Raw genomic sequence first — 12,042 nt, forward strand, 5'->3', positions numbered from 1 at the left:
ATGGGTGTGTATGCCGAGGGGTCCGTGCGGGTCCGTGGGGTGGTGAGTACGGCGTGATCCACGAGGTGGACCAGGTGCTGCGGAACCTGCTGACCGGCGGTGCGCTGGAGGGTTCCGGCATCGAGGTCTCCTTCGACGCGCCGACCCGCGACTGGTCGGCCCGCCGTAACGGCCCGGTGATCAACAGCTACCTGTACGACATCCGGGAGGACGTCAACCGGCGCCAGCGCGGGCACGTCGACATCCGTGACGAGCGGGACGTCGTGGTCAAGCGCCGCCAGCCGCCCCGGTGGTTCCGGCTGTCGTACCTCGTGACGGCGTGGACCAAGCGGCCCGAGGACGAGCACCGGCTGATCAGCGCGGTGCTCGCGACGCTGATCCCGCGGGAGCTGATCCACCCGTCGGAACTGCCCGGCTCGCTGGGCGCGCTGGGCCTGACGATCCCGCTGTCGTGCGCCGGCATCCAGTCCGAGGCGCGCTCCCTCGCCGAGATCTGGTCGGCGCTCGGCGGCGAACTCAAGCCGTCCCTGGACGTCGTGATCACGGCCCCGTTCCCGGCCTACCCCGAGTACGACGCCGGTCCGCCGGTCACCGAGGGCGCCGCCGTGCGGGTCCGCGCCGGGGTCGAGGACACCGCGCCGGTCCTTGAGGAGCGGGCCCACCGGCCCGGCCAGGTCGCCGAGGCCGCGGCCGCCCGGAGGGGCCGGGCGTGACCCTGGACGTCTCCCTGGGGCCGGCCGCCGCGCTGCTGACCCGGCTGTCCGCGCTGCGCGACCGGGTCGCCGCCCTCGTCGCCCACCGCTCCGCCGACGACCCGACGGCCGGCGACCCGCTGCGCGGCCTCTACCTCTCCGAGGAAGCGGTACGGCACCTGCTGCGCCCCGAGCCGGAACCGGCCGGACTCCCCGCGCTGGCCGACGGTTTCACCGACCCGCTCGCCGCCCTCGCGGCCCGGCTGCGCCTCGCCCCCCTCGACACCACCCTCCTCCTCATCGCCCTCGCCCCCGACCTCGACCGCACCTTCGAGCAGCTGTACGGCTACCTCAACGACGACGTCGGCCGCCGCCGCGCCACCGTCGGCCTCGCCCTCGACCTGTACGGCGCCCCCGCCCACCTCGCGGCGGCCCGCGCCCGCTTCCACCCCACCGCCCCGCTGCCCGCGCTCGGCCTGCTCACCGTCGAGGAGCCCGAACGCCCCTTCCTCAGCCGCTCGTTGCGCGTCTCCGACCGGGTCCTGGCACACCTCCTCGGCGACGACACCCCGGACGCGGCGCTGACCGGACACCTGCGGGAGCCGTCGCACGGCAGTGCGCCCGCGGACCCGGAGTTCGTCCGCCGGCTGGCCGCGCGGCTCGCCGCCGGGCCGCTCTTCGCCTTCCTGCGGGAGCGGCGCGAGGGCGAGGGCCTCGGCTGTGCGACGGCCGCGCTGCGGCTCGCCGGCCGGGCGGCGCTGCACTACACCGGGCCCGAGGAGCGGATCCCGGAACTGCTGCGGGAGGCCCGCCTGAGCGGGCGGGCGATCCTGGTCGACGGCGACCAACCGGGGCCTTTCCTGCGGGCGTTGGGCGCCGACGCCGCCGCGGACGTCACCGTGCTGGTCACGACCGCCCGCCCCTACGACCCCCAGTGGTGCGACCACCGCGACCCGCTCGTCCTCGACGTACCCTCCCGGCGCGCCGCCGCCCTGGACGCCTGGGCTGCCGTACTGCCCGGCGACCCCGGCTTCGACCTCGCCGCCACCGTCGCCCCGTACCACCTCGGCGGTGAGCGCCTCACCCGGGCGGCCCGCGCCGCGCAGGACCTCGCCGCCTTCGACGGCACCCCGCTGGCCGCCGCCCACCTGCGGCTGGCCGCCCGGCAGCAGTCCGCCTCCGGCCTCGAACAGCACGCCCGCCGGATCCGGCCCGCCGTCGACTGGCACGACCTGGTGCTGCCCGACCGGCCGCTCACCGAACTGCGGGAACTCGCCCTGCGCGCCCGCCACCGCGACCGGGTGCTCGGCGACTGGCGGCTGAGCGCGGGCGGCGGCCGGGGGCGGGGCGTGCTCGGTCTCTTCGCAGGCGAGTCGGGCACCGGCAAGACCCTGTCGGCGGAGGTGGTGGCCGCCGAACTCGGCCTCGACCTCTACGTCGTCCAGCTCTCCTCCGTCGTGGACAAGTACATCGGCGAGACCGAGAAGAACCTCGAACGGATCTTCACCGAGGCCGACCGCACCGACGCCGTGCTGCTCTTCGACGAGGCCGACGCCGTCTTCGGCAAGCGCTCCGAGGTCAAGGACGCCCACGACCGGTACGCCAACCTGGAGTCGGCCTATCTCCTCCAGCGCCTGGAGGCCTTCGACGGCATCGCGCTGCTCACCACCAACCTGCGGGCCAACATCGACGAGGCCTTCACCCGCCGCCTGGACCTGGTGATCGACTTCCCGTTCCCGGACGAGGAGCAGCGCCTGGCGCTGTGGCGGCTCGGGCTGGCGCACGTGCCGAGCGAGGAGGGCGTCGAACTGCGTCCGCTGGCAGCCGAGTTCGAGCTGGCCGGTGGTTCCGTCCGGAGCGCGGTGGTGACCGCGGCGTACCTCGCGGCGGGCCGGGGCGAACCCGTGGGCGCGGCGGACCTGCTCGAAGGGGCGCGGCGGGAGTACCGCAAGGCGGGGCGGCTGGTGCCGGGTACGTGGGGGTGAGCGGCGCGAGGGGGGTGTGCGTCGTCGGTCGGCTGCGGCGCCGTCGTGGCTGGTCGCGCAGTTCGCCGCGCCCCTTTCGGGGCGCTTCAGTTCGGGGTGCTCAGTCGCCCGACGGGTGGACTATCTGCCACTCCTGGTCGTCGTCGTTCGAGCAGTAGTACAGGGTGAGGTTGGTGTCGTTGGTGCCGGTGCTGTAGCCCGCGACGTCCAGGCAGAGGTTGTTGCTGGCGAAGTTGCGGATCCAGTAGGCGCCGCTGGGCTGCTTGTCGATCCACCACAGCTGGTTGTCGGCCTTGGTGCCGTCGCACTTGTACTCGGTGATCGGCGCCGACAGCCGGGCCGAGCCGTAGTCGGGCAGGTCCATGCACAGCTGGTCCTTGGCATTGCGGATCTGGAAGAGCGCGGCCGAGCCCGGGCCGCCCTTCGGGTACCGCACCTCAAGGTTCCACAGCTGGTTGTCGTTGGTGGTCCCGTCGCAGGTGTACTCGCGCACCGGGCCGTTGCTGGTGCCGTCGCCGTAGCCGGGGACGTCCGCGCACTTCTTGGTGGTCGTGTTGCGGAGCAGGATGTTGTCCACCGGCACGACCGGCTTCGGGGCCTTCTTCTTCGTCGCCTGCGGGGCCGGCTGGGACTGGCCGCCGCCGCCCGCCTGGGTGTCGGACGAGCCGTTGCCGTCGTTCGCCGGCTGCTGCTCCACCGGGGTCGGCGAGGGCGCCGGGGCGGCCGCCAGGGGTGCGCTGGCCGTGGGGCTGGGGGCGATGCTGCTCACCGCGGCTTCCACGGGCTGTTCCTGGGCGAGGGTGCCGACCTTCGGTTTGTAGTTGAACCAGATCAGGGCGAAGGTGACGGCGAGGGCCAGCAGGGTGCCGAAGAGGGTGGCGAGCCAGCGGGGCAGGAAGCCGCGCTGGATGTAGGTGCCGTCCACAGGCTGTGGACCGACGCCCGACCGCTGCACGGTGAGGGCGTACGGCCGCTGCTCCTTGGGTCCGAACCAGATGATCTTCCGGGGCTTGAGGGTGGCCCTGACGAAGGCGGCGCGGCCCGGTTCGATCTGGACGTTGCTGGGGTGCAGGTCGTAGGCGAGCTGGTCGCCGTTGTCGCTGCCGCTGACGGAGGCGGTGAGCTTCGTGTTGCCGAGGTTGTCGATGGCCAGCTGGGGGCGGCCCCGGAAGCGGCCCTTGACCGTCGGCGGCACGAGTTCGGCCCGGATCTCGGTGAAAGGGGTGATGGTGAGGTTGCCCTCGGGGACGGTGACCGCCTCGGGGTGCTCGGTGGGTGTGACACGGATGGCGTAGGGGTTGGGGCCGGCCGTCGCGTCGGGGGTGCGGGGCGGGGCGAAGGTCAGCTCCACCGTGCCGGTGGTGCCCGGGTAGAGCCGGAGCGTGGCGGGCTCGATGGTCGTCCAGGGTGCGACGGGGCCGACCGGTTCGAAGCGGTACTCGTCGACGACGTCACCGGTGTTGCGAAGCCGCAGGCGTACACGGGTCGAGGCGCCCGGGTCCACGGTCGCGGAGGCGGGTTCGAGGGAGGTCCACAGCGTCATGGCGTCACCGTCAGCTTGAAGGCTTCGAGCCAGAGCGTGTTGTCGAGGGTGCCGACGAAGTCGAGGTCGTTGTTGGGAGTGCGGGCTCCCTTGCACCACTGGTCGCCCCAGTCGTGGTCGCGGACCTTCGCGTAGTTGCAGCCCTGGCCGCTGCCGACGTTGAAGGCGAAGCCCTCGATGTAGGGGTCGGACGCCTTGGTGCTGCCGATGTAGTTGTCCTTGCCGTCGGCGATGATCGCCGTCCAGTCCGGGTTCCACGTGCCCTGGCCGTTGGTGGACTGGGGGTCGTACTTGAACCAGTTGGCGGCGGAGCCCTGGACGCCGTACACCGCGAGGTTGACGGCCTTGATCGGCAGGTTCTTGCCGACGGTGCCGGACATCGTGCCGTCGCAGACGGGCTTCTGCCAGCCGGTGCCCTGGACGTAGGAGCGGTAGCAGATGTGCCGTCCGGCCGGGTCGTCGGCGGCGAGGCGGTTGACGGCGGTCGCCGCGGTGTCCTGCTTGGGCTTGGCGGTCACGGTGGCCGTCGCGCCCCCGCCGCCCCCGCCTCCGCCACCACCGCCGTTGCCGTTGCCGTTCCCGGTGTCCGCCGGGGGCGCCGACGAGGGGGTCTCGGTGGGTGCCGGGGGCGGGGTCGGGGTGACGGTCGGGCTGGGGGCGATGCTGCTCACCGCGGCTTCCACGGGCTGTTCCTGGGCGAGGGTGCCGACCTTCGGTTTGTAGTTGAACCAGATCAGGGCGAAGGTGACGGCGAGGGCCAGCAGGGTGCCGAAGAGGGTGGCGAGCCAGCGGGGCAGGAAGCCGCGCTGGATGTACGTCCCTTCGACGGGCTCCGGCTGCACCCCCGACCGCTGCACGGTGAGCCGGTAGGGCCGCTGCTCCTTGGGCCCGAACCAGATGATCTTCCTGGGCTTCAGCGTGGCGTCGACGAAGGCGGCGCGGCCGGGCTCGATCTGGACGTTGCTGGGGTGCAGGTCGTAGGCGAGCTGGTCGCCGTTGTCGCTGCCGCTGACGGAGGCGGTGAGCTTCGTGTTGCCGAGGTTGTCGATGGCCAGCTTCGGGCGGCCCCGGAACCGGCCCTTGACCGTGGGCGGGACCAGCTCCGCGCGCAGCTCGGTGAAGGGCGTGATGGTGAGGTTGCCCTCGGGGACGGTGACCGCCTCGGGGTGCTCGGTGGGCGTGATCCGGACCGCGTAGGGGTTCGGGCCCGCGGTGGCGTCGGGGGTGCGGGGCGGGGCGAAGGTCAGCTCCACCGTGCCGGTGGTGCCCGGGTAGAGCCGGAGCGTGGCGGGCTCGACGGTCGTCCAGGGGGCGACCGGGCCGACCGGTTCGAAGCGGTACTCGTCGACGACGTCACCGGTGTTGCGAAGCCGCAGGCGTACACGGGTCGAGGCGCCCGGGTCCACGGTCGCGGAGGCGGGTTCGAGGGAGGTCCAGAGGCTCACGTCAGGACGCTAGTCGGGGGGAACCGCCCGGGCACCGGTCATAGGGGCAGAGTTCGGTGCCCGAGAGGGGCAGACCGTGGTGTCCATCGGTTCCGCCTCGTGGTCGCCGGTGGAGGCGGGGAGCGCAGAAAGGTCCGCGCCCGACGGCACCGCGGCCGTGCACCGGGCCGGGAGGGGCGTCGTGCTCATGTCCCTCGTGCACGGTCGCGTAGCAGTACACGCCTCGGCAACCGAACCCGCCTCCCATGCTTTCCCGTGGGGGGCCGGCGGTGTCTCACTTCTTGACTCGCAAGGCCCGCAGCAGCGACTGCGTCCTGCTCAGGCCGGGGGTCCGGTCGAGCTGCTTCTCGCTCTCGGGGGTCCACCAGCCCAGCGCCTTCCAGAACTCCAGGGCCTCCGGGGGGAACAAGTGCTTGAACTCGTCCCTCTCGATGGCCATGTCGGGAGCCTTGGCGGTGCTGTGGTCCTGTTCCATGACCCGGTGATGCCGGCCGGTGTACTGCTTGAGCACCTTTTCCACGAAAGCGGGGCCCGAGATGTCGGGGGCCAGGCCAGGGAGATCCCCTTCGATGACCTCGGGGCCGTACTTCTCCTTCATATCGTTGAAATGCGCCGGGAGCTTCCTGAGGAGTTCGCCCATGAATTCCGAACCGGGCGCGAGGATGAAGTTGTTGCCCAGAATCCCCTTGTCGTAGCGGGCGTCGGCCGCCGCGTTCAGGTCCTCCGCGGTCGGGTCCTGATCCGTTTCCTCCCGGCCCAGCGCCGAGTTCACGCTGTTCTTGTCGCGCAGCCGCGGGGCGAGCAGGGGAATGTCCGTACTGCGCATCAGCACCTCGGGTGCGGTCTTGAGCTGTATGGAGCCCGGCGCGACGTCGACGTCCATGTACACGCCGCCGAACTCCGCCATCACGGTGTAGCGCAGGATGTCGGAGGCCAGGTTGAGGGCCTTCTTGCTCTTGGCGTCCTTGTAGAGCCGGTAGTTCTCCGTGCCCGCCTTCGCCTTGACCAGCTTGTCGCTGTCGGCGCGGATCTTCAGATGCTTCCCGAACGTCTTCTCAAGGCCCTTGAGCGTGGAACTGCCCGCGTCGGTCCACAGGGTCATCGTCCAGTCGCTGTCCTCGACGTTCTCCTTCCACGCGTTCAGGTTGGCGATGACGGAGTCGCCGGGTTTGCCGCCGAGCCAGATGAAGTGCAGGTCCCGCGGCACCTGGACGCGGCGCGCCGACTGCGGCTTGTCGGCCCCGTCCCAGACCTGCTGGACGCTGACGGCCTGGGCGTCGAAGCCCTGGCGGCTCAGGCGGTTGAGCAGCAGGCGGTAGATGTCCGCCCGGTCCTCTTCGGCCAGGTGGCGCACGTAGTCGGCGAGCAGGTCGTCGTCGCCGGAGAAGAGTTCGTTGTTGTCATGGTCGCGCATTCGGAGACTCTGGCCGCGTGCCGACTCGCCGGTCTCCTGACGCTCTTCTGTCCCCGTCTCTCCTCCAGAGGCCCGCTGCACCGTCGTGAGGACGTGCGGCCCTTGTGCCGGACCCCCCGCGGTCACGGCCCGTTGCACAGCCGCGGGTCCGCCCATGGGCGCCCGAGTCAGGCTCTGGCTCGCCCTGTGGAACTCCCGGCCGTGCTTGTTGACCAGCTCGTCCCGGAGCGCCTCGCCCGGCGACACGTCCGTCGGCTTGGTCCTGTCGCCCGTCTCACCCTCGGAGACCTGGCCGTCGCTGGTCGAGGGCGCCCGCTGGACGACCGCCCCGATACGGTCCGTACCGTCGGCGGTCTCCTGGGCCACTGCCCGCTGCACAGCCGGCGCCGGTCCGCTCATCACGCTCCGAGCGACCTGGCGGGCCTCGGTCTCGGCCCAGTCGCCGGGATCGGAGATCCGGAGGCCCGGTACCTGCTCGGTACCGGGTACCTCGCCCCGCGCCTGCTGGCGGGTGTGGTGCAGCTCCTCCGCGAGGACGGTCTTGTCCTTGCCGTCCCAGACGATGTGCGAGCCCGAGGCGTACGCATCCGCCCCGATCTCCGCCGCCGAGGACAGCGCCGCCGGGTCCGAGTGCATGCGTACGGAGCTGAAGTCCTCGCCGCCGAACCTGCCCTCCATCTCGTGCTTCAGCGGCCCGGCCAGCGGCTGCCCCGGCGAGCGCAGTACGTCGTGCACGGCGGACCGCTGCACCGACGGGCCGTTTCCGCGACCGGCGCCGTGCCCATGCTGTTCCTCGCTCAGGGCGCGGGCCACCGCGGCATTGCCCGCCGCTCGCTGAAGGGCCGGCATGCGTTGCGCGGGCGTGATCGGCGCCACCACGGGACGGGCCCGCTCCGCGTCGCTGCCCCGCTCGTCCCGTGTTGCGTGTGCGCGCACGGCCTTCCCTTCGCCTTCGGACAGCTGACCCTCCACCCCTACCGGACCCCGATGGCCGGCGGAAGGCCCGAACGGGCAGGACCACGGGCAGGGTTGTGCCGCGCGCCGCGGCGCCGCGGTGGCGTTGGCCGGCGGCCCGGCTCGCGGACAGGGCGGCTAGGGCGGTCTTATGGACCTGACCGCGCGGACCGCGCGGCCCATGGCCCGGCCGGACTGCCCGTCCGGGCAGCGGGCTTGCCCCCGGCACGGCACCGTAGGACGTTTCCGCGGACGCGCTTCGCGCGTGAGGGTGGGAAGCGTTCCTGTCTCGTACCCCGAGGAGAGCAGAGCATGCCGTCCTACCTGTCGCCCGGCGTCTACGTCGAGGAGGTGGCCAGCGGCTCGCGCCCCATCGAGGGGGTGGGCACGTCGGTGGCGGCCTTCGTGGGCCTGGCCCCGACCGGTCCGCTGAACGAGCCGACGCTGGTGACCAACTGGACGCAGTACGTCGCGTCCTTCGGAGAGTTCACCGACGGGTACTACCTCGCCCACTCCGTCTACGGCTTCTTCAACAACGGCGGCACGGCGGCCTACGTGGTCCGCGTCGGCGGCACCCGGGAAGAGGCCGAGGGCACCCTCAACGCGCCCGCCGCCGTCGGGGGTCCGGCCGCCCAGGCCGCCCTGCCGCCCGGCGAGGCCAAGCAGCTCGGCACCTTCACGGTCAGCGCCATCGCCTCCGGCGACCTGAGCGTCGAGGTCGCCGACCCGGAGGGCGAGGGCCCCGCCGAACGCTTCAGGCTGGTCGTCAAGGACGCCGGCAAGGTCGCCGAGACCTTCGACGTGACCGCGAAGAAGGGCGGCCGCAACTACGTGGTCACCCAGGTCAAGGAGCGCTCCAGGCTCATCACCGTGACCGAGGCCGCGCCCGCCGCGCAGCTGGCCCGTCCGGAGAACCAGACGGTGGCCCTCGCGGCCCCGACCCAGACGCCGGCGTCCGCGTCCCCCGTCGCGGGCGCCGGTTCGCACCCCGGACCCGCCGAGTACCTCGGCGACTCGGCCGACCGCACCGGCTTCGGCGGTCTGGAGGCCGTCGACGAGGTGTCCATGGTGGCCGTCCCCGACCTGATGGCCGCCTACCAGCGCGGCGCGATCGACCTGGAGCAGGTCAAGGCCGTCCAGCTCGGCCTGATCGCGCACTGCGAGCTGATGGGCGACCGGGTCGCGGTCATCGACCCGCCGCCGGGCCTCAACGCCCGCCAGATCCGGGTCTGGCGCCAGGAGACGGCCGGCTACGACTCCAAGTACGCGGCCCTGTACTACCCCTGGATCAAGACCTTCGACCCGTCCTCCGGCCAGTCCCGGCTGATCCCGCCGTCCGGCCACGTGTCCGGCGTCTGGGCCCGCAACGACGCCGAGCGCGGTGTCCACAAGGCCCCCGCGAACGAGGTGATCCGCGGCGCGGTCGACCTGGAGCTCCAGATCACCCGCGGCGAGCAGGACCTGCTCAACCCGATCGGCGTGAACTGCATCCGCGCCTTCCCGGGCCGCGGCATCCGCATCTGGGGCGCCCGCACCCTCTCCTCCGACCCGGCGTGGCGCTACCTCAACATCCGCCGGTACTTCAACTACCTGGAGGAGTCGATCCTGATCGGCACCCAGTGGGTGGTCTTCGAGCCCAACGACCACAACCTCTGGGCCCGGATCCGGCGCAACATCTCCGCGTTCCTGGTCAACGAGTGGCGCAGCGGCGCCCTGTTCGGGCAGCGGCCCGAGGAGGCGTACTACGTCAAGTGCGACGAGGAGACCAACCCGCCGGAGTCGGTCGACGTCGGCCGCGTGATCTGCGAGATCGGCATCGCCCCGGTCAAGCCCGCCGAGTTCGTGATCTTCCGGCTGGCCCAGTTCAGCAGCGGCAGCGGCGAACTCCAGGAGTAGCGGGCCCCGGGCCCTCGGTCCCCAACCCCCCTGATGTCACGGCACCTTGAGAAGAACGGGCAGTAACACATGAGTCTCCAGCCGGGTGACGCCCTCACATCGCACAATTTCGGCCTGCAGATCGACGGCGTGATGGTGGAGTACCTCGCCGAGGTCAGCGGCCTGTCGATGGAACAGGACGTCATCACCTACCAGCAGAACACGCCGGACGGGAAGAACCACGTCCGCAACCTGCCGGGCGTGAAGAAGAACGGCACCTGCACGGTCATCCGCGGTATGACCCAGTCGTCGTCGTTCACCCAGTGGATCAACGAGTCGATCAACGGCCAGATGGCCACGGCCCGCAAGAACGCCTCCATCATCATGATGGACTTCGAGAACAACCCGGTGAAGCGCTACAACCTGCGCAACGCCTGGTGCAGCAAGATCGACACCAGCACGGTCAAGGCGGGCGAGGCGTCCGCGCTGACCGAGTCGGTGACCATCACGTTCGAAGAACTGGTCATCGAGTAATGAGGCGTTCGGCCGTCAGGGCCCAGGGCGTGGGGGCGCCGCTCGCACCGGAGGCGGCGGCGCCCCAGGCCCCCCAGCAACCGGAGACGCCCGTCGAGGTGCTGCGCACGGAGTTCCCGTTCCAGCTCCCGCGCGGGTACGTCGACGAGCAGGGCACCGTCCACCGCGACGGCGTGATGCGCCTGTCCACGGCGCGGGACGAGCTGATCCCGCTGCGGGACGTCCGCGTCCAGGAGAACCCGGCGTTCCTGTCGGTGGTGCTCCTCGGCCGGGTCATCACCCGCCTCGGCACGCTCGCGCTCGTCCACGACGGGATCGTGGAGAACATGTTCGCCTCCGACCTGGCGTTCCTGCAGGACTTCTACCGCCAGATCAACGCCGAGGGACACACCCGGGCCGCGGTCAACTGCCCGCACTGCTCCGAGCCCTTCGAAGTGGAACTCGGCGGGAGCCGCCTGGGGGAATCGTGACGTACGCGACCGACCGGCTGCACGAGGAGATCGCGTACGTCGCCTACCACTTCCACTGGAACCTGGAGGACATCCTGGACCTGGAGCACGCCGACCGCCGCCGCTACACGGCGGAGATCGCGTCCCTGGTGACCAGGGCGGCGGCCTCCGCAGGGGCGGAGGGCTGACCGGTGGGGCTGTGGGATCGGGTACGGGGGCGCGGACGCGGGTCCGGGGCCGGAGAGTCCGGGGCCGGCGAGTCCGGGAACATGCCTGACGTTCCCGTGGAGACACCGCGCCGTCCCGTGGTGGCGGCCGCCTGGTCCGGGCTGCCGCCGATCCAGCGTGCGCTGGGAGCGGGCGGGCCAGTCGCGGACGCCGGGTTCGGCGGCCGGTTGCCGACCTGGCAGAACCCGTCGTTCATGGGCACGCGCTCGCACGCCGTCCTGGACGGCGAGTCGAGCGCGGGTCTCGCCGGTGGCGGCCGTGCCGGAACCACGGGTGCGGGGGCCGTGTCCGGCCTCGAACGCCCGGCGCAGGCACTGCCGTTGGCGGGACCGACGGGAGCGGCGCGACAGGCGGGACCGACGGCGGGCCGGCGGGCGGCGATGCCGGTGGTGCCGTTGCGGGCGGTCGGAGGTGGTCCCGCGGGGGCTGCCGACTCGTCGAGGTCCGCCGGGTCTGCCCGAGCGGCTGGTCCGGTGGCGCCGGCGGTACAGCGGGTTCCGCTGGCGGGGCGGCACGGTGGTGGTGCGGCCGCGCAACGGCCGGGGGCGACGCCGGGAGCCGTACGGAACGGGAACAGCGCGCCGGGCCCGGCGGCCCCGCCGACCGCCCAGGCCAAGGGACCGGGACCAGGACCCGTGTCTGCCGTGCAGCGGTCGGTCACGCCGACGGCCGGCGCCTCGGCGGCGGTGCCGGTGCCCGTGCCGGTGGCGTGGGCACCGCAGCCGGCTCCGGTCGCCACGGCTCCGGCCACCGGTCCGCGCGTCGCGCCCGCACCTCCCGTCCCGCCGCGCCGCAGCGCGCTGACGACGGCGCCGGCGAGCACGTCGGTGACGGCGGTGCAGCGGCGTACGTTGCCGTCGGCACCGAGGGTGACGGCCGCCGGGGCGGCAGCGCCGACGCCGGCCGCCGAGGGTGACCGAGCC

Annotated in this window: 9 protein-coding genes; 6 read left to right on the forward strand and 3 right to left on the reverse strand. The window is 72.3% G+C overall.

Annotated features, from left to right (window positions below; translation table 11 throughout):
* Positions 1 to 53: 53 nt before the first annotated feature.
* Positions 54 to 713 (forward strand): Pvc16 family protein, encoded by a 660-nt coding sequence (locus tag ACFZB3_RS31545; protein WP_391381267.1) that lies wholly within the window; start codon positions 54 to 56, stop codon positions 711 to 713.
* A complete protein-coding gene (locus ACFZB3_RS31550) occupies positions 710 to 2,677 on the forward strand; it encodes an AAA family ATPase (RefSeq protein ID WP_391381269.1) in 1,968 nt (655 codons plus the stop codon). The genes ACFZB3_RS31545 and ACFZB3_RS31550 overlap by 4 nt, the downstream gene beginning before the upstream one ends.
* Positions 2,678 to 2,777: 100 nt before the next feature.
* On the opposite strand, the gene ACFZB3_RS31555 is transcribed toward ACFZB3_RS31550, so the two are convergent.
* The 3 genes from ACFZB3_RS31555 to ACFZB3_RS31565 form a co-directional block, all read right to left on the reverse strand.
* Entirely contained in the window at positions 2,778 to 4,220 is a 1,443-nt protein-coding gene (locus tag ACFZB3_RS31555) for an RICIN domain-containing protein (protein WP_391381271.1), read from the reverse strand.
* Positions 4,217 to 5,665, reverse strand: coding sequence for a hydrolase (locus ACFZB3_RS31560; protein ID WP_391381273.1), 1,449 nt, complete (start codon positions 5,663 to 5,665; stop codon positions 4,217 to 4,219). Before ACFZB3_RS31560 ends, ACFZB3_RS31555 begins: the two co-directional genes overlap by 4 nt.
* Before the next feature lie 274 nt (positions 5,666 to 5,939).
* A complete protein-coding gene (locus ACFZB3_RS31565) occupies positions 5,940 to 8,015 on the reverse strand; it encodes a DUF4157 domain-containing protein (RefSeq protein ID WP_391381275.1) in 2,076 nt (691 codons plus the stop codon).
* Positions 8,016 to 8,345: 330 nt separating this feature from the next.
* On the opposite strand from ACFZB3_RS31565, the gene ACFZB3_RS31570 reads away from it, so the two are divergent.
* The 4 genes from ACFZB3_RS31570 (at position 8,346) to ACFZB3_RS31585 (ending at position 11,079) form a co-directional block, all read left to right on the forward strand.
* Complete coding sequence (locus ACFZB3_RS31570) at positions 8,346 to 9,929, forward strand: phage tail sheath subtilisin-like domain-containing protein (protein ID WP_391381277.1); 1,584 nt, start codon at positions 8,346 to 8,348, stop codon at positions 9,927 to 9,929.
* A gap of 69 nt (positions 9,930 to 9,998) precedes the next feature.
* On the forward strand, positions 9,999 to 10,442 hold the full coding sequence (locus tag ACFZB3_RS31575) for a phage tail protein (RefSeq protein ID WP_391381279.1): 444 nt from the start codon (positions 9,999 to 10,001) through the stop codon (positions 10,440 to 10,442).
* Positions 10,442 to 10,912, forward strand: coding sequence for a hypothetical protein (locus tag ACFZB3_RS31580; protein ID WP_391381281.1), 471 nt, complete (start codon positions 10,442 to 10,444; stop codon positions 10,910 to 10,912). The genes ACFZB3_RS31575 and ACFZB3_RS31580 overlap by 1 nt, the downstream gene beginning before the upstream one ends.
* Complete coding sequence (locus tag ACFZB3_RS31585; RefSeq protein WP_089100305.1) at positions 10,909 to 11,079, forward strand: DUF6760 family protein; 171 nt, start codon at positions 10,909 to 10,911, stop codon at positions 11,077 to 11,079. The genes ACFZB3_RS31580 and ACFZB3_RS31585 overlap by 4 nt, the downstream gene beginning before the upstream one ends.
* The last annotated feature ends 963 nt before the right edge of the window (positions 11,080 to 12,042 follow it).

This window comes from Streptomyces sp. NPDC008092 (genome assembly GCF_042957285.1).
Taxonomy (GTDB): Bacteria; Actinomycetota; Actinomycetes; order Streptomycetales; family Streptomycetaceae; genus Streptomyces.